Below are 17,798 nucleotides of genomic sequence, written 5' to 3'. Positions count from 1 at the left end.
AACGGCGCTGGCCTCAATTGAGGCCAGCGCCGTTTGCGCATTTCTTGCTAGCTGGATTTGCGCGGGGAACGGATAGGCAGCAGCAAGAGCAGACCAAGGGCCAAGACCAGCAGAATCCCCAAGATGCCATAACGCTGGGCCTGGCCGGAGTCCACCAGCGGGGTGGCGATGGCGATCGCCCCAGCGAACAGTGCCGGAGCTAAGAAGGACACGGCGCGGCCGGTGGTCGCATACAGACCGAAGAGTTCGCCCTCACGTCCTTCGGGGATCAACCGCGAGAGGTAGGAACGCGAAGCTGCCTGGGCTGGCCCGACGAAGAGGCACAGGAGCAGGCCGAAGATCCAGAATCCGCTGGCTTCGGGGGAGAAGAAGACTCCAGCCCCGGCAACCAGCAGGCCGATCAGCGAGCCGACAATGACCGCCTTAGGACCGAGCCAGTCATCGACACGGCCACCCAGCACTGCTCCCAGGGCGGCAACCACGTTGCCGACGATCGCGAAGATGATTACTTCAGTCATGGTGAAACCAAAAGTGCCAGCGGCGATGACCCCGCCAAAGGTGAAGATCGCAGCCAAGCCGTCACGGAACACCGCCGAGGAACACAAGAAGAACAGCAAGTTGCGGTCGCTGCGCCATAGCTCCATGATGTTTTTCAGCAGCACCTTATAGGACTGCGATAGCGGGATTTTCTTCGAGCTGCTGGCCGGAGCCTCGGGGATCACGAAGAACAACGGCAGGGCGAAGAGCAAGCACCACGCTGCGGAGAACAACGCCACCCAACGCAGGTTCAAGGATTGGTCGGTGCTTGCTCCGGGCCAGTCCACGATTGGCTGGACGAAGCCGAAGAGCACCAGGGCCAGAGCGAGGATGCCGCCGACATAGCCCATGCCCCAGCCGAATCCGGAGACCTTGCCCACCGTCGCCTTGGTGGAGATCTGGTTGAGCACCGCGTTGTAGTTCACGCCGGCGAATTCGCTGAACACCGACATGGCCGCGATCAGGATTGCGCCGAACCACAGGTAGGACGGGTCGGGGTAGACGAAGAAGCAGGCTGCGCAGATCGCCACGAGAATCAGCGTATTGACGATGATCCACAGCTTACGCCGTCCAGCCACATCGGCCCGGAGCCCGGTGATCGGCACCAGCAAGGCGATGGCCACTCCGCCGATGGCCAAGGCCTGGGAAAGCACTAAGGAGGCGTAATCGGTGTCGCCGAATAATTCGCTGGTCAGATAGACGGTGAAGACGAAAGTAATCATGACAGCGTTGACCGCTGCTTGGCCCCAGTCCCAGCTGGCCCAAGCCCAGGTGTACTTGTTAAGCCACTTTTCCCTAGCCACTAGTGACTGGCCCTGTGTGATTTCCATGCTGGCATCGTACCGGCAACGGGTAATCAGTAGCTGAATAGGAACGTCTTTTTTGGAAAATAAAGTGAGAATCCGAAAATCAGCTAGTTGCGGAAAACAAGGGAAATGTTCCATAAACGCCCCATTTGCGCAATTGCCGTACGCTTCCGGCTGATAAAATCAGAGTCTCAAGCACTTTCTCAAGTGCTTTGGTTACTCTGCCCACCACCAGCCGACAGAGGAGACGCGTGCTAGTAATTCTCGTTGCGCTGTTTGCGACCGCCGTTTTGTGCCCCTTGATTTTCCGGGTTCTCAAAAGAAACGCTTTTTACGTTGTAGCGGTCGTTCCCGCAGTGGGATTCGTTTGGTTGTTGACGCGCATGCCGGCGGTTCTTGCTGCCGATAATTCCCTGGCCAGCGGTGCACCCAATGCCCCTCCGTCGGTGCAGATGGAGTGGATTCCGGGGCTGAATATCGCCCTGAATTTCCGTTTGGATTCTCTGGCCGCAACAATTCTGCTGCTGATTCTCGGTGTTGGCGCGCTGGTGCTTTTCTATTGCGCCCGCTATTTCAAGAATGATGACCCTCAGATCGGCGGCTTCGCAGCGAAGATGGTGGCCTTCGCCGGTGCGATGACCGGGCTGGTCACCGCCGATGACGTCATCATCATGTTCATCTTCTGGGAAATCACCAGTGTGCTTTCCTACCTGCTCATCGGTTTCAGCCAGGCGCTGATCACCGCACGCCGTTCGGCCATGAACGCGCTGATCATCACCACCCTTGGCGGTCTGGTGATGCTCGCTGGCATCTTGATGCTCGGATCCGCGGCGGATAGCTACCAGCTTTCGGAAATCATGGCTTCGGCCGATGAACTGGTGGCCCTGGGCAGTTTCACCGACATTGCGGTGGCCCTGATCATCGTCGGTGCGATTTCCAAGTCGGCCCTGGTTCCTTTCCACTTCTGGCTGCCTGGCGCGATGGCTGCACCGACCCCGGTCTCCGCGTACCTGCATGCCGCAGCCATGGTCAAGGCCGGCGTCTACCTGATCGCACGCATGGCCCCGGGCTTTGCCGAGACGACGCTGTGGGTTCCGATGACCGTGGGCATTGGTATTCTCACCATGCTCGTCGGAGGCTACCGGGCACTGAAGCAATATGACTTGAAGCTGATCCTGGCCTTCGGCACGGTTTCGCAGCTGGGCTTCATCATCGCGGTCTTCGGCTTCGGCACGGCTGAGGCGGCCTTTGCCGCGCTGGCGATGACCTTGGCCCACGGCCTGTTCAAGGCGACACTGTTCTTGAGCGTGGGCATCATTGACCACAACACCGGTACCCGCGATATCCGCAAGCTGACCGGTTTGCGCCGGGCCATGCCGATCCTGGCCACTACGGCCGGCATCGCCGCGGCCTCCATGGCAGGTGTCCCGTTGCTTTTCGGCTTCGTCGCCAAGGAAGCGGTCTACGAAGCGGCCCTGCACCTGGATGCCGGGTGGGGGATCTACGCGCTGGTCGGCCTAGTCCTAGGCGCGGCACTGACCATGGCCTACTCGCTGCGTTTCCTCATCGGTGCCTTCGGGGTGAAGAAAAAGAAGCTGCCGCCACTGGAATGCAAAGCCCCAACCCTGATCTTCTTGGCACCATTGCTGGTGCTTTCGGCCATGACCTTGTTCCTAGGCGTCTACCCGCAACTGGTGGAGCCTTTGGTGATCCACTGGTCAGCGGCTCAGGGCGGTCCGGGAAATATGCACCTGCTGCCATTTGCCGGTTTCAATACAGCGCTGGGACTTAGCGCGATTTCGGTAACCGTGGGCCTGTGCTTCTTCTGGCTGCGCCATCGTACCGACACCGGCGCGCCGCTGCGCCGCATGCTCACCTCGGCCGAGGAACTGTACCGCATGTCGGTGAACGTGCTGGACAAGGTGGCCATTTGGATCACCGGTCGTACCCAGCGTGGTTCGCTGTCCTTCTACCTGGGCGTCATCTTGGTAGTGGTCCTGGTGATTCCGCTGGCCATCGCACTGACCGTCTACACCCCGTGGCCCACCAACTGGATCATCGCCGATCATCCTGCCCAGCTGCTGATTGGTGCGGTGATCATCGCCGGGGCGGTCGTGGCCATTACCGCGCCGAAGCGCTTCATGGCGGTGCTGATGGTGTCGGTGACCGGCTACGGCATGGTCGCGATCTTCGCTCTGCAAGGTGCCCCGGATCTGGCGCTGACCCAGCTTTTGGTGGAAACCATCGTGCTGGTTTCCTTCGTGCTGGCCTTGCGCGCCCTGCCCAAGCGCTTGTGGGTTGGACTGACCCGGATCAAATGGGGCCGCGCCATTCTGGCCATCGCATTGGCGGTGATGGTGGTGTACATCGCCATCGCCATGATGGCCGCGCGTACCGAAGCACGCATCTCCCTGGCTTGGCCGGAGATGGCGTACACCGAGGGGTACGGCAAGAATATCGTCAACGTGGCGCTGGTGGACATGCGTGTGTGGGATACCTTCGGGGAAATCACCGTGCTGGCCGCCGCGGCCACCGGTGTGGCATCGCTGATCTTCGCCGGACGCAGCTTCGGCAGCCGGGTCCGCGCCCATGAAGTCGCCCCGGGCACCATCGATTCGGGTTCCGAAGCGATCGGCACCAAGGAATCGAAGGAAACCGAGCTGCGCATTGCACGTCGCTTTGCCAGCAGCTCCAACCAGGACTGGCTGATGGCCGGCAGCACCCTGGTCGCTGAACGCCGCTCGATCATTTTCGAAGTCGTCACCCGACTGATCTTCCACACCGTGTTGATCATGTCCGTCTATGCGCTGCTCACCGGGCACAACACCCCCGGTGGCGGATTCGCCGGAGGGTTGATCGCGGGTCTGGCACTGACCATCCGCTACCTGGCCGGCGGCCGCGTGGAGCTGTCCGAATCGATGCGCATCGCACCGGGCATGCTGATCGGCGGGGGCATCGCCCTGGCTGGACTGGCCGGGGTCGTGCCGCTGCTGCTGGGCGACGAGATCTTCACAACGTACGCGGTGGAATTCTGGTTCTTCGGAGATCACAAGTTCGTCACCTCGACCATTTTCGACATTGGAGTGTACCTGGTGGTTCTGGGCCTCGTGCAGGATGTACTGCGCTCGCTGGGCAGTGAAATTGATTCGCTGTCCGAAGGCCGCAGCCCAGTGGATCGCCATGATGCGATCCAGGCCTCGCGGACGGGAGTTGGACGATGAGCGTGAACATCACCTTTCTGGTAATCACCGGCGTGTTGCTGGCCGCCGGCTTCTATCTGGTGCTTGAACGCACCCTGACCCGCGTGCTGTTGGGCATCATGCTGCTGGGCAACGGCATCAACCTGCTGATCCTCACCAGTGGCGGACGCCGCGGAGCCGCGCCGCTGTACAACCCGCAGCTCAGCGGCGATGAGTATTCCGATCCGCTGCCCCAAGCACTGATCCTGACCGCGATCGTGATCACCTTCGCGGTGACCGCATTCTTGCTCGCGATGATCTACCGGTCCTGGACCTTGACCAGCGCCGATGAGTTCACCGATGACACCGAAGATATCAAGGTCTCGCAGAAGACCGCCTACGACGAAGAGGAAGACTCGCCAGTGGCTGAGGACACGACCGAATTCGTCGATGAAGAAGGCCGCCCGGTTCGAGAGGGGGAAGAGTGAATTTTCTGGACCTAGCCCCCTTGGCCGTGGTGCTGCCGATCTTCGGCGCAGGCGCCGCGTTCCTGGCCCGTCGCCAGATACGCGTCCAGCGGCTGATCACCATCGGCATCCTCGTGCTGACCCTGGTGCTCGAAGCGGGCATGATGGCCGCGGTGTGGGGCGGAGAAAGCTACGCCATCCACATCGGCGGCTGGGACTCGCCCTTCGGCATCGCGCTGATGGTCGACGGGTTCAGCTCCTTCATGCTGCTGGTCTCCACCGTGGTTTCGCTGGCCGTGCTGCTGTTCGCCACCAGCCAGGGCCTGGCCGACGGCGATGAGCCCGGACCGGTCTCGATTTTCCATCCGGCCTACCTGATCCTGCTGGCCGGCGTGTCCAACGCCTTCTTGGCCGCGGACCTGTTCAACCTGTACGTCGGATTCGAAATCCTGCTCACGGCCAGCTACGTGCTGCTGACCCTGGGCGGCACCGCCGAACGCATCCGCGCCGGTACCACCTACGTGGTGGTGTCCGTAGTTTCCTCGGTGATCTTCTTGATGGCCATCGCGATGATCTACGCGGCCACCGGTACCGTGAACATGGCCGACCTTGCGCTGAAGCTGCCCGAACTGGGCCAGGGTCCGCAGCTGATTTTGCATGTGCTGCTGCTGATCGCCTTCGGCATCAAGGCCGCGGTCTTCCCGCTGTCCTTGTGGCTGCCGGACTCCTACCCGACGGCACCGGCCCCGGTGACCGCGGTGTTCGCCGGGTTGCTGACCAAGGTGGGCGTGTACGCGATTATCCGCACCGAAACCCTGCTCTTCCCGGGTGGTGCGGTGAACGCCGGACTGCTGGTGGTGGCGGCGCTGACCATGGTCATTGGTATCCTCGGTGCGCTGGCGCAGACGGACTTCAAGCGCATGCTTTCCTTTACGCTCACCAGCCACATCGGCTACCTGATCTTCGGTGTGGCCGTGGGCGGGCCGCTGGCCATCGCCGCGACCGTCTACTACGTGGGCCACCACATCATCGTGCAGACCTCGCTGTTCATGGTCGCCGGGCTGATCGAACGCCGTGCCGGCAGTTCGAATGTCACCCGGCTCGGTTCGCTGGCCAAGCTTTCCCCGGCGCTTTCGCTGTTGTTCTTCATTCCGGCCATCAACCTGGGCGGCATCCCGCCGTTCTCCGGGTTCCTGGGCAAGTTCGGGCTGCTTCATGCGGCCGCGCAAGAGGCTGATGCGCTGACCTGGATCGTGATCGGTGCCGGGTTGCTCACCAGCTTGCTGACCTTGATGGCGATCATCCGCGTGTGGGCCCGTGTGTTCTGGCGCCGTGCCGCTGATGCCGAAGTTCCCAACCAGGAGCTGGTGGCCGAAGCGACCCGGGTGGCCGATGAGACCCTGGCCGGAGGAGGGCAGAACCCCCGCCTGGGTTTGAAGCTGGCCAAGTCCCTGGAAGCCGAATCCCTGCCGTGGGGCATGCGTTATGCCACCGGTTCGCTGGTGCTTGCAGGTATTGCGCTGACCGTCTTTGCCGGACCGATCTTCGAATTCTGTGAGCGCGTGGCCGTGGAACTGATTGCCCGCGAACCTTATATCACTGCGATCTTGCCACTCTGATTGGAGGGATGATGCCGAATAGGAATTTTGAACCGCGCGACCAGCGTATCGATGATGCGCTGGATACCTCCGGTGTGCGCCACCGCGCGACATTCAAGCAGGAATGGCCGCTGCTGCTGTTGCTGCTCTTCGTCTGGGGCGCCCTGTGGCAGGACTTCTCGCTGGGCAACATGATCTTCGGCGCGGTCATCGCGCTGGTCATCGTCAACCTCTTCCCACTGCCGCCGGTGGTCCTGTCCGGACGCATCAACCTGTGGTACTGCCTGAAGCTGTTCATCTGGTTCATGGGCCAAGTGGTCGTGGCCAGCTTCCACGTGGCCAAGCTGGCCATCGCCAACGGCAAGAAGACGCACAGCGCCATCATCGCGGTGCCGCTGCGCACCGGCTCGGATCTGATCGTGATGACCGTGGGCCACGTGCTCACGCTGATCCCGGGTTCGTTCGTGATCGACGTGGACCGCAGCTCATCGACCCTGTACCTGCACTACATCGACATTGAATCTCCGGCAGATGTGGAGAAAGCCCGGGCGGCCATCCGCGACATCGAGCGCCGGCTGATCATGGCCATCGGCAGTCCGGATGAGTACGAAGCGATCAAGAATGAATGCGGACCGGACTTTGCTGCGAGGAAGGAATAGACATGATGGACATCGTCATTTGGATCTGCGGCATCATGCTGTGCCTTGGGGCCGTAGCTTGCCTGGTCCGCGTGGCCAAAGGCCCGTCGATTCTTGACCGGGTGCTGGCCCTGGACGTGATGTTGCTGATCATCTCCGCCGCGCTGTGCCTGGAAATGGTGTTGCACAAGCACACCGACTACCTGTTGTTCGTGGTGGCCGCCTGCATGCTCGGCTTCATCGGCTCTGTGACCGTCTCGCGCTTCGTTTCGGATCAGAGGAACGCCTAATGGATCTCTTCCTCGATATTCTTGTCGCGATACTGCTGGTCGTGGGATGCCTGATGTCTTTGATTGCCGGCATCGGCCTGCTGACCTTCCCGGATATGCTCACCCGCATGCATGCCGCGACCAAGCCGCAGGTGCTCGGTTTCCTGCTGATCTTCGCCGGGCTGGCCATTCATCTGCGCAGCTGGGCGGTGATCCCGGTGCTGGTCCTGGCCTGGGGAATGCAGCTGCTGACCGCACCTGTTTCGGCCCACATGATCGGCCGATCCGGTTACCGTACCAAGCACGCGGCCAAGGAGACACTCTTCTCCGATGAGTTGAGCCTGGTCGTGAACAAGGTCAATTCCACTCCACCAACCGGAGCCACTCCGATCACCAAGGACCAACCCGGAGAAAACCAGAATTAAACGCAAAGCGGGAGCCACGCAAATATCGCGGCTCCCGCTTCATGGCTTAATGCCGATGCCTACTTAGTGAACTTGGCAACAACCTTGTTGGCGCTGCGGTCTGCAACGGTCTGCATGATCGCTGCCACCAGAGCGGAGACCACGGCAAAGCCCAGTGCCTTACGGAATGAAGCTTCAGCTGCTTCGTCAGTGCCCTTGCGTGGCGCTTTGCTGCCGGTGGCCTTCAACCAAAGGAAATCAACTAGCTTGCCGCCGAGAATGCCTGCACCAACGGTGATGCCGGTGGTGACAAGTTTCTGCACTTTATCCATTTTTTCCTCACGATCAAGGTCTTGACTTATCGTTCCTCTGCCCAGCATACCTGCGGTATGGTGGGGGAGCAGTATTTTTTCCGACAGGGGAGCGTCAGACTTTTTAAAAGTCGCAAGACGCTGAGAGTGCGATAGATCGCAGACCCTCGAACCTGCCCCGGCTAGTACCGGCGAAGGAAGTCGAGCATCTCGGATGCGGATAGGCATGGGAACATGCCCTCATTCCGTCCATCTCCCCTCCTTGCACAGGAGGATTAACAATGAACGAAACAGTATCGAAGCAGCGTACCGGCTGGCGTGTAGTTGACATCGTGGTCGCCTCGGTGATCGCAGTAGCTTCAGGGGTCATCTTCTGGGCATGGAGCGCCGGATATGGCCTGTTCTCACTGGCTTTTGCCGCATTCCCACCAGCTACCGCACTGCTCACCGGCATGTGGCTATTCCCAGCGGTGCTCGGTGCGCTGATCATCCGCAAGCCAGGAGCCGCGATCTATTGCGAGTTGCTGGCCGCTGTCGTTGAAGCGTTGCTCGGCTCGCACTATGGCTTGACCGTGCTGATCTCCGGAGCGGTCCAGGGCTTGGGTGCAGAACTGGTCTTCGCCGCATTCCGCTACCGCAAATGGAACCTGGGCGTTGCACTGCTGGCAGGCCTGCTCTCCGGGCTGTTTGCTGGATTTTCCGAGGCCTACATCATGGCCTACTACGTTGAGTACACCGCGGGGATGAAGATCTTCCACGTGATCGCCACCGGTGTTTCCGGACTGATTGTTGCCGGTCTGCTGTCCTGGCTGGCCACTCGTGCCCTGGCCAAGACTGGAGCACTGAGCGCGCTGGCCAGCCGGCGTGCGCACTTGGAAAGCTCAAAATGAGTTTCGTTGCCAATTCCGGGGCCGACAGTAAAACCCAGCGTGGGGCGGCAATTACCGCAACAGGCTTCGGGTGGCAGCACACCGAACGGCACCAGCCGGCGATCTCCGGGTTGGATCTGCAGATCCAACCCGGAGAAAAGGTGCTGCTGGTCGGTCCTTCAGGTGCCGGCAAATCGACACTGTTGCACGCCATGGCAGGATTGCTCGAAGCCGATGAGGCCGAGCAGGTATCCGGGCGTCTGCTCATAGACGGGTCCGATGCCTTCAGCCGCACCCATCCGGTGGGGCTGATGCAGCAGGATCCAGAAACTCAGGTGGTGCAAAGCCGGGTCGCTGATGATGTGGCTTTTGGTCCGGAGAACCTCGGGATTGATCCGCAGGTGATTCGCCAGCGCATCCCCGAAGCGTTGAACGCGGTGGGGCTGGGCGCGTTGGCTCATGATCACCGAACCCAGGAACTCTCTGGTGGGCAGAAGCAGCGGTTGGCCCTGGCCGGCATTCTGGCCATGGAGCCAAGCGTGATGCTGCTCGATGAGCCCACTGCCAATGTGGATCCGCAAAGCATCGAGCTGTTGCGCGATGCGGTACTGAACGCGGCCCGGATATCGGGGGCCACCTTGATCATTGTCGAGCATCGTCTTGATGCCTGGGCGCAACATGTCGACCGGGTGATCGTGCTGCAGCCTGGTGGGGGAGTCGCGCATGATCTGGACCCCCAACAGCTCTATACGGACGCCACGGTGCGCAACGAGCTGGCGGCTGCCGGGCTGTGGATCCCCGGATACCTTCCACAGGTAGCCGCTGCAGCCAACGAGCCAGGTCCAACGCTGCTTGAAGCGCGACAGCTGGTCTCTGCACGCAGTGCCGCCGCCCCGCGCACCCAAGCAGTCGACGTGCGCGTGAAGGCTGGCACGGCCACCGTGATCCGCGGCGAAAATGGTGCCGGCAAATCAACCCTCGCCTTGACCTTGGGCGGATTGCTGGAGAAAGCCGGCGGTGAACTGGCTGCCAGCGAGAAGCTTGCCGACGGGCTGGGCCAAGCGCCATTTGAATGGAAGGCAGGGGCCCTGGTCGGTCGGATCGGGTCGGTCTTCCAAGAACCTGAACACCAGTTCGTCACCCAGAGCGTTCGCGAAGAGCTGGCCTTTGCCCCCAGTCGTGCCCAGCGCAGCGGTGCTGAGCTGCCCAAATACGAACCCGAGCAGATCCAGCAGCGTGTACAGGTGCTGCTTGAACGCTTGGGACTGGAGGAGCTGGCTGACGCGAATCCCTTCACCCTTTCCGGTGGCGAGAAGCGCCGTCTGTCCGTGGCGACCGTCTTGGCCGCATCCCCACAGGTGCTGATCCTCGATGAGCCGACCTTTGGGCAGGATGCGAACACCTGGCGCGAACTGGCCGGGCTGCTGGTTGAGGAATTGGAGCAGGGAACTGCGATTATTGCGGTCACCCACGATGATCATTTTGCCAAGGTGCTGCAGGCAGCTGACCTGCTGTTGGCCGCACAGAATTCCACCACTCAGATTCCTGTCCAGGGGCCGGTGCTTGATGCACCTGTCGGGCGCAGCTGGTTGGCGAAGATCAACCCGCTGGCCAAGCTCGGGGCGGTGGCAGCGGCGACGCTGCCACTGATCACCACCTTGGATTGGGTCTCAGCGCTGGTGATTATCGTTGCGACCGTGGTGCTCTTCCCATTGGCAGGAATAGGCCCGGTCAAATTCCTCAAGCGGGCCTGGCCGCTGCTACTGGCCGGAGTCTTTGCCGCATGGGGCATTGCCCTGGTGGGGCAGGACAGCGGCATGGTCTACGCGCAATTCGGGGCCTTCAGCATTACCGAAGGTTCGGTTGCCGGTGGTATTGCTACCGGGCTGCGTGCGTTCGCGCTGGCTATTCCGTGTATTTTGCTGCTGGCCACCACGAATCCCAGCGATCTGGGCGGGGCGCTGTCCCAGCAGTTGAAGGTGCCGCATCGCTTCGTGCTCGGCGCGCTGGCGGGAATGCGGTTGCTGGGGCTGATGGTCGAAGAATTCACCACGCTGACTTTGGCACGGCGTGCTCGCGGTGTGGGGAACTTTGGCACCTTGGGCCAGCGGCTGAAGGCAAGCTTGGGTCAGGTGCTGGCGTTGCTGGTGCAGGCGATTCGCCGTGCCGGACGGCTGGCAACCACCATGGAAGCCAAGGGATTTGGTACTGCCAAGCGCACTTGGATTCGCACTGCAACCTTCAGCTGGCGTGATGCGCTGGTGCTGGGCACCGGAGTCCTGCTTGGCACGGCCGCAATGACGGCGGCCGTGCTGGCAGGAACCTACAACTTGGTGTGGACCTAGCGGATTGCGTCGGACAGGGCGCTGAGCTGTTCATGCAGCTCGGCGTCCAGACGCAATGGCTTGGCATCAATGGTGCGCACCGGGGTGAGCAAGCGGATCGAGGAGACCAAGAAGACTCCGTCGGCCTGGTACAGGTCCTCGGGACGCAGTGGTCCGTAGCCCAGCTCCCATCCGTCCTGGGCTGCAGCATCAAAGATTGCGCTCTGCGTGGTTCCCGGCAGGATGCCGGTTTCCAGCATCGGGGTGAGCAGGCGCTTGGTTTCGCCATCGCGCTGGGCCACCAGCACGGTCGAGGTGGGAGCCTCGAGGATGATGCCGTCGGCGGAAGTGAAGATGACATCATGGGCGCCGTGCTTGCGCGCGTAGCGCAGGGCAGCCATGTTGATCGAGTAGGACAGGGTCTTGGCGCCCATCATGAGCCATGGGGCGCGTTCTGCCAGCTTTGAGTCGTAGCCGCGATCGAGCAGCAGGACATCGACGCCGGTTTCGCGCTGTTCCTTGCCCAAGGCCGGGGCCGGGGTGACGGTGACCCAGCAGATGGCTGGATCGCTGTCGTGCTCGCCGCGCGCAGCCACCAATTTGACCACTGCTTCTTCGGCTCCGCCGGTGGCATCGAAATCGGCCACTGCGGTGTCTACCGCGGCAAACCAGCTGCGGGCATCGGGAATGATCAGGTCTGCAACTTCGGCGGAGGTGGCCAAACGAGCCAGATGCGCTTCGAATTTGCGTACGGCCTGATTGGTGTAGAGCATCGATTCAAAGATGCCGTCCCCACGTGTGACTCCCTGTGCCGTGACGAGAAGTTGCGGTGCAGTGATGTCTGCAAGACGTCCAGCCGGATAGGCCGGATCCAAGAATACAAGAGAGCTCATAGACATAGATTATCGAACCCTAGCGTCTTCTGCGTTATATCCGTGCGTAGAGATTCAGACAAGTCTGACATTGTTCGATAAGCTAAGCGAAGGATTTTCGCCTGTAGTTCACTGATCAGAGGCCGAAAATGCCATTTTCGAGGGGCGTAGCCAAGGGGGTGCCTGAGTGTGGCCAAGTAATGAAGTCTTATTGCAGATTGGCAGCGTTCTGTGGAGCGTGCTGGTCGCAGTAGAACTAGCGGTTCGCTACTTCATGATCGGCATTGTCCCGGGTAACCGACGCCCCACTACCGCCATGGCCTGGCTTTTGGCCATCTTCTTCCTGCCCGTTGTGGGTCTGGTTGCGTACTGGCTTTTCGCAAACCCTCGCCTTTCCCGCCGCCGGTTGGAAAAGCAGAAGCGTGCGCATGATGCGATTATGAAGGCCACGGGCCACATGCAGTTGCCAGAAGAATTTCATTCCCAAGAAGAATGGGTGGAATCTGCGGTGATGCTCAACCGGAATTTGGGGGCCATGCCCCTGGAAGGCGGCAACGAGGTTCAAGTTATCTCCGACTACCGGGCTTCGCTTGAGGCGATGCGCAAGGAAATCGATAAGGCGACCCGTTATGTGCACATCCAGTTCTACATCATGGGCGATGACCCGGATTATGTGGGACCGGTGCTGGATTCCTTGGAAGCGGCAGCCGATCGCGGCGTGCACGTGCGCATGCTCTTCGACCACCTCGGTACCCTGCGGGTCAAGGGATACCGGGATTTCAAGAACCGGCTGAAGAAATCCAATATCAACTGGCGCCCGATGCTGCCCATTGACCTGATTGGCCGGCGCTGGCGCCGCCCGGATCTGCGCAATCACCGCAAGATCATGGTTGTTGACGGCGAAGTGGCCTTCACCGGAAGCCAGAACTTGATCGAGCCGGGCTACAAGCGCGAGTCTTCGCACAAGGTGGGCCGCGAATGGGTTGAAATGATGCTGCGCGTCGAAGGCCCGCTGGTGCACAGCTTGGATGTCACCTTCGCTACCGACTGGTGGCAGGAAGATGATGACCAGGAAGTGCTGATGGACATGAATGAGGCCCGCCACCCGCTGGCCTATGAGGAACGTCCTGGCTCCACCTTGGCGCAGTTGCTGCCCAGCGGCCCGGGCTATGGCACGGAGAATAATCTTCGGCTGTTCAATACCCTGATCTATTCGGCCTCCGAGCGGCTGGAAATCACCAGCCCGTACTTCGTCCCCGATGATTCGCTGCTCTATGCCATTACCACCGCCGCCCAGCGCGGGGTGGACGTGGAACTCTATGTATGCGAAGAAGGCGACCAGTTCCTGGTGCATCACGCGCAGCAGTCCTACTACCAGCAGCTGCTGGAAGCCGGAGTGCGCATCCACCGCTATCCGGCGCCGATGGTGCTGCATACCAAGTGCTTTACCGTCGATGACGAGGTGGCTGTGGTGGGTTCATCGAATATGGACATGCGCTCGTTCAGCCTGAACATGGAAATTTCCGTGATGCTGCTGGGCAAGGACATGGTTGACGCGGTGAACGCGGTGCAGAACCAGTACCGTGAAATCTCCTCAGAGATCACCCTGTCGCAGTGGCGCCGGCGCCCGCGCATGCAGCGCTGGATCGACAATGTCGCCCGCCTGACCGCCACCTTGCAGTAGTGCTCAGGTCCGTGAAGGGAATTGGGCGCCCAGTGCCTGGAGCACGCCGCGGGACTTGGTGATGACCTCGTCCCATTCCTCGGTGGGCACCGAGTCAGCGGTAATCGCACCGCCTAATCCCAAGGACAAGCGCCAGGATTGATCGGCTAGCTGGTCGCAGACCAGGGTGCGGATTACCACCGAGAAGTCAGCGGCGCCATCTGCGCCCAGGTATCCCACTGCTCCGGAATACAGTCCGCGGGCGCGTTGCTCTTCGAGTTCGTCGAGGATGTTCATCGTGGATAGCTTTGGCGCTCCGGTCATCGAGCCCGGCGGGAACGCTTCACGCAACGCGTGTGCGGCCAAGTGCGGGGAAGCCAGCGTGGCATCGATGGTGGAGACCATCTGGTGCACCGTCGCATAGGTTTCCACCGCGCACAGCCGGGTCACCTTCACCGAACCGGGAACCGCATGGTGGGAGAGATCGTTGCGCAGCAGGTCCACGATCATGATGTTCTCGGCCCGGTCCTTGGGGTGGGTGGCCAGATCGTGCTTCAACGCCAGATCCGATTCTTCGTCTATTCCGCGTGCACGGGTGCCCTTGATCGGTTCGGCGCGCAGCTGGCCATCCTTGGATAGGGCAAGGAAACGCTCAGGCGAGATGCTGGAGATCTGCAGATCGGCAAATCGCAGGTAATGGGCAAACGGTGCTGGACTGGTGCGGCGCATGCGGCAGTAAGCCTCGAACGGATCAAACTCTGGGACTCGGGAGGTCAGCTCGGTGGTCAGGCAGACCTCATAGGTGTTGCCTTCGTAGATTTCGTGCTGGGCCTGGCGGATCTTGTGCTTGTATCCGGCTTCGGTATCCGCGCAGCTGAAGTTCGGGGTCGGCAGTGGTTTAGCTGGCCGGTGCTCAGGTGGGTTGCCCAGCAGGAGGGACAGAGACGGTTCTGGCTGGCTGCTGCTGTGCAGGTGCATTTGTTCTTCACGATGGTCAATGATCACCACGGTGTCGGGGGCGAAGAACTGTGCATCGGGGCGTACCCGTCCAGGCTCGATCACCGCTGATAAATCTGCGGCGCCGACTTCGCGCTTGAGTTCATACCCCAGATAGCCGACCCATGACGGCAGTGGATAGCAGGTTGCTGCCGTGTTCCCGGTTGGCCACAGGGCGGCCAGTGCCGGGAAGAAGTCTTGGCCCAGCTGTACCTGTGCTCCGGGCAGATCCAGTGTGGTTCCCTGGGCATTGGCGCTGAGTACCGGCGGTTGCGGTGCAGTGGATAGCGCAATGATCGAGTACCGGTTGCGGCCCAGCGGGTCGCTGAGCTGGTGGCTGGTGGATTCCAAGAAGGCAGCGTGCCGGTGCCCCTGGGCGAGCTGGTCGAACAACGCGGCGGCATCTGCTGGGCCTTGATAGCTTTGGCGGAATTCCAACTGGGCGGGGGCGAAGCCAGCTTGGCTGCACAGTTGGCGTACTGGGCCAGGAAGGTAGGCGCTGGCCTGCTTCCAGATCTGCATCGGATCCTGGTCCAAGTCGGTCCGCATCATCAACGTGGCTGCTTGGCTTGGCTGCTGGGCCTGCAGGTAGCGTTCTTCTTGTTCGGCCCACATCTGCCAGTAAGGGCTGTAGGTCTGCCCGTCGCGGGCCAGTGCGCGGTCGCGGCGGAAGTTCTCTGGGGCTTCGAGCCAAATTCCGAGGTCAAGGAATTCGCGGGCGCCGCCATGCAGCGCTCCTACGCCTTCAATGATCACCACATCGGCGGGCACCAGGTTTTTTGGTGCGCCAAGGGTGTCGGCTTCCCAATTCCAGATGGGATAGGTGATTCCTTGTCCGTCTGCCAGCTGCGGGAGCAGCTGGTTGTACAGGTCGAAGGAGCGATGCAACCCGTCCCAACCGTGGTAGAGCTCTTCAAGGCGCAAAATAGCTACGGAGGCGGTTGCTTCCAAGTATTTGGCTAGATCTGTTGCAAAGGTGCTTTTGCCGGATCCGGAACGTCCGTCCACGGCAATGAGTGTTGGTCTAGCGGTTTCCACGAGAGGCGATATTACTCCGCACGTAATCTACAAGGGCAGGCAGGGAAGCAGATATGAGTTTCCAGGTTTCACGGAAATCTCCGGCATCACCATACCAGGGGTCGTAAATGCCCTGCTGGTCGTGCGGTGCGCTGGCGGTTCCCGGATCAAAGGAGCGGAACATCCGCAGCTGCGGGCGTTCGCTGGGGTCGATCTCTGCCAGTTCGGGAACGAGTGCCTCGAAGTGGTCGGTGTCCATCGCCAGGACCAGGTCCATCTGGGCGAGTTCATCGGAGTCGATCTGGGCGGCCAGGTGCTTGGACGCGTCAAGCCCGTGGCTGCGCAAAATGCTGGAAGCACGCTCATCGATCGACTTGCCGACTTCACCGTCGGTGATGGCTCGGGACACGACCTCCACCTGCGAGATCTCTGCGTCCTTGAGCGCGTTCTTGAGCATGTACTCGGCCATCGGTGAACGGCAGATATTTCCCGTGCACACTGTCATTATCCGGAACATGGCTTCAGTCTAGGGGCACAAGGCGATTCGATCGATAGCTACGCGCCCGTTTCCCGGCAACAAAACGGCAACGATTCGGTGCGCAGGGCTATGAATGGGTTACGACTAGGGGTTCAAGACGGCTTTGGGGGAGAAAAAATTAGTGGATCAGCAACAGCAGCGCGGCGACCAGGATGAATAGGATGCCGAAGAGGATGTTCAGCAGCTTGGCACCCCGGTAGGTGGCGGTGAAGCGCTGGAAGGTACGGGCGGTGCCGGCAAAGAAGAAGAACATCACCAGGATGTCCACCACGATGACCGTGCCGATGAAGATGGCGTATTGGGAGAGCAGAGGCTGATCGGTCCGGATGAACTGCGGGGTGAATGCCAGGAAGAAAACGATGGCTTTCGGATTAAGCAGGTTGACCAGGATTCCGCGGTTGAGCATTGCCCAGCGTGTCAGGCGGTGCCCGGTGCTGGTCCCGTCAGAGGCGACTTCCGGTTTGGAGAGCATCATGCGGATGCCCAGATAGACCAGGTAGGCGGCGCCGGCGTAGCGGATGATGCCAAAGAGCAGCGGGGAGCTGGCTACCAGCAGTCCCACTCCTGCCGCGACAATGACCACATGGATCAGCAAAGCGATCTGTTGCCCGATGACACCCCAGATGGATGCACGCCAGCCTTGGCGCATCGAGTTGCTCATCGTGTTGATTGCTCCGGCGCCGGGAGTGAAGCTGATGATGATGCAGGCGCTGAGCAGGGAAATCCAAAGTGAAAGTGTCACCTGATGATGTTAGTACCCGGCTATGGCGCGGCTGGTTTCGTCGCACGCTGTGTTACGACTTCTTCGCGGGCGCTGTCCACACCGGCGACGGCTTCGGCCATGAATTTACTGATGACCTGCAGCTGTTCTTCGTCATATCCGCTGAGGATGTCGAGCATCTTGAACCCCAGCGGCATGAACATTTCCCTGCCCTTGGCGCGGGCCTTGGAGGTCATGGCGATGCGGATGACGCGGCGGTCGCGGTCAGAGCGCTGGCGCTCGATCATGCCCAGCTTTTCCAGACGGTCCAGCATCGCGGTAGTGGCCGGTGAACTCAGCTGCAGCTCGCGACTCAGATCGCGCGGGGAGGGCAGCAGGCCGCGTTGCTCGTAGTTAATAATGATGGACAGCGCATTCATATCGGTGCGGTGGGTGCCGTAGATTGCTCCAGTGGATTCAACGTAGCGGTCCGAGGCTTGGCCGAATTCCTGCAGGAGCCTAACCACGTGGTGGTGTTCTCGTGCGCTCATAATCGTAATCGTAGCTGGAAAATAATTTAATAGCTTGGCGAGTATTTCTATGATGGAAA

Annotated in this window: 16 protein-coding genes and 1 riboswitch; of the genes, 9 read left to right on the top strand and 7 right to left on the bottom strand. The window is 60.8% G+C overall.

What is annotated here, in order from left to right; translation table 11 throughout:
- Window positions 1-47: 47 nt before the first annotated feature.
- Window positions 48-1,367: an MFS transporter gene (locus AARI_RS13750; protein WP_013349885.1), complete on the bottom strand. Its 1,320-nt coding sequence runs from the start codon at window positions 1,365-1,367 to the stop codon at window positions 48-50.
- A gap of 227 nt (window positions 1,368-1,594) precedes the next feature.
- Between AARI_RS13750 and AARI_RS13745 the strand changes: the two genes are divergently transcribed.
- Genes AARI_RS13745 through mnhG form a run of 6 tightly spaced genes read left to right on the top strand, consistent with a single transcriptional unit; the run spans window position 1,595 to window position 7,919 of the window.
- On the top strand, window positions 1,595-4,564 hold the full coding sequence (locus AARI_RS13745) for a Na+/H+ antiporter subunit A (RefSeq protein WP_013349884.1): 2,970 nt from the start codon (window positions 1,595-1,597) through the stop codon (window positions 4,562-4,564).
- The gene (locus tag AARI_RS13740) at window positions 4,561-5,010 is read left to right on the top strand and encodes a Na(+)/H(+) antiporter subunit C (protein WP_013349883.1); all 450 of its coding nucleotides are present in this window, start codon (window positions 4,561-4,563) and stop codon (window positions 5,008-5,010) included. Before AARI_RS13745 ends, AARI_RS13740 begins: the two co-directional genes overlap by 4 nt.
- Window positions 5,007-6,608 (top strand): Na+/H+ antiporter subunit D, encoded by a 1,602-nt coding sequence (locus AARI_RS13735; protein WP_013349882.1) that lies wholly within the window; start codon window positions 5,007-5,009, stop codon window positions 6,606-6,608. Before AARI_RS13740 ends, AARI_RS13735 begins: the two co-directional genes overlap by 4 nt.
- Before the next feature lie 8 nt (window positions 6,609-6,616).
- Window positions 6,617-7,246, top strand: a complete 630-nt coding sequence (locus tag AARI_RS13730; protein ID WP_013349881.1) for a Na+/H+ antiporter subunit E — start codon at window positions 6,617-6,619, stop codon at window positions 7,244-7,246.
- A gap of 2 nt (window positions 7,247-7,248) precedes the next feature.
- Window positions 7,249-7,515: a monovalent cation/H+ antiporter complex subunit F gene (locus AARI_RS13725; protein ID WP_013349880.1), complete on the top strand. Its 267-nt coding sequence runs from the start codon at window positions 7,249-7,251 to the stop codon at window positions 7,513-7,515.
- A complete protein-coding gene (gene mnhG / locus AARI_RS13720; RefSeq protein ID WP_013349879.1) occupies window positions 7,515-7,919 on the top strand; it encodes a monovalent cation/H(+) antiporter subunit G in 405 nt (134 codons plus the stop codon). The genes AARI_RS13725 and mnhG overlap by 1 nt, the downstream gene beginning before the upstream one ends.
- A 59-nt stretch (window positions 7,920-7,978) precedes the next feature.
- Here mnhG and AARI_RS13715 read toward each other — a convergent pair whose 3' ends face one another.
- Window positions 7,979-8,230: a DUF4235 domain-containing protein gene (locus tag AARI_RS13715; RefSeq protein ID WP_041648968.1), complete on the bottom strand. Its 252-nt coding sequence runs from the start codon at window positions 8,228-8,230 to the stop codon at window positions 7,979-7,981.
- Between the two features lie 75 nt (window positions 8,231-8,305).
- Window positions 8,306-8,426, top strand: a riboswitch (TPP riboswitch).
- A gap of 64 nt (window positions 8,427-8,490) precedes the next feature.
- On the opposite strand from AARI_RS13715, the gene AARI_RS13710 reads away from it, so the two are divergent.
- Window positions 8,491-9,099: an ECF transporter S component gene (locus AARI_RS13710; RefSeq protein ID WP_013349877.1), complete on the top strand. Its 609-nt coding sequence runs from the start codon at window positions 8,491-8,493 to the stop codon at window positions 9,097-9,099.
- Complete coding sequence (locus AARI_RS18975; protein WP_013349876.1) at window positions 9,096-11,423, top strand: ATP-binding cassette domain-containing protein; 2,328 nt, start codon at window positions 9,096-9,098, stop codon at window positions 11,421-11,423. The genes AARI_RS13710 and AARI_RS18975 overlap by 4 nt, the downstream gene beginning before the upstream one ends.
- Here AARI_RS18975 and AARI_RS13700 read toward each other — a convergent pair.
- Window positions 11,420-12,295: an aminodeoxychorismate lyase gene (locus tag AARI_RS13700; protein WP_013349875.1), complete on the bottom strand. Its 876-nt coding sequence runs from the start codon at window positions 12,293-12,295 to the stop codon at window positions 11,420-11,422. The two genes, AARI_RS18975 and AARI_RS13700, sit on opposite strands and share 4 nt — an antisense overlap.
- A 190-nt stretch (window positions 12,296-12,485) precedes the next feature.
- On the opposite strand from AARI_RS13700, the gene cls reads away from it, so the two are divergent.
- Complete coding sequence (gene cls, locus AARI_RS13695) at window positions 12,486-13,958, top strand: cardiolipin synthase (RefSeq protein ID WP_013349874.1); 1,473 nt, start codon at window positions 12,486-12,488, stop codon at window positions 13,956-13,958.
- A gap of 3 nt (window positions 13,959-13,961) precedes the next feature.
- Here cls and AARI_RS13690 read toward each other — a convergent pair whose 3' ends face one another.
- The 4 genes from AARI_RS13690 to AARI_RS13675 all read right to left on the bottom strand — a co-directional run bounded on the left by AARI_RS13690 (window position 13,962) and on the right by AARI_RS13675 (window position 17,739).
- Window positions 13,962-15,971, bottom strand: a complete 2,010-nt coding sequence (locus AARI_RS13690; protein WP_013349873.1) for a chorismate-binding protein — start codon at window positions 15,969-15,971, stop codon at window positions 13,962-13,964.
- Window positions 15,958-16,455 carry a low molecular weight protein-tyrosine-phosphatase gene (locus AARI_RS13685; RefSeq protein WP_226910447.1) on the bottom strand — a complete coding sequence of 166 codons (498 nt, stop codon included), beginning with the start codon at window positions 16,453-16,455 and terminating at the stop codon, window positions 15,958-15,960. The genes AARI_RS13690 and AARI_RS13685 overlap by 14 nt, the downstream gene beginning before the upstream one ends.
- Before the next feature lie 151 nt (window positions 16,456-16,606).
- Entirely contained in the window at window positions 16,607-17,230 is a 624-nt protein-coding gene (locus AARI_RS13680; protein ID WP_013349871.1) for a LysE family transporter, read from the bottom strand.
- Window positions 17,231-17,250: 20 nt separating this feature from the next.
- Window positions 17,251-17,739, bottom strand: a complete 489-nt coding sequence (locus tag AARI_RS13675) for a MarR family winged helix-turn-helix transcriptional regulator (RefSeq protein ID WP_013349870.1) — start codon at window positions 17,737-17,739, stop codon at window positions 17,251-17,253.
- Window positions 17,740-17,798 lie beyond the last annotated feature (59 nt).

This window comes from Glutamicibacter arilaitensis Re117 (assembly GCF_000197735.1).
Taxonomy (GTDB): Bacteria; Actinomycetota; Actinomycetes; order Actinomycetales; family Micrococcaceae; genus Glutamicibacter; species Glutamicibacter arilaitensis.
This window is presented reverse-complemented; position numbering and strand designations above follow the sequence as displayed.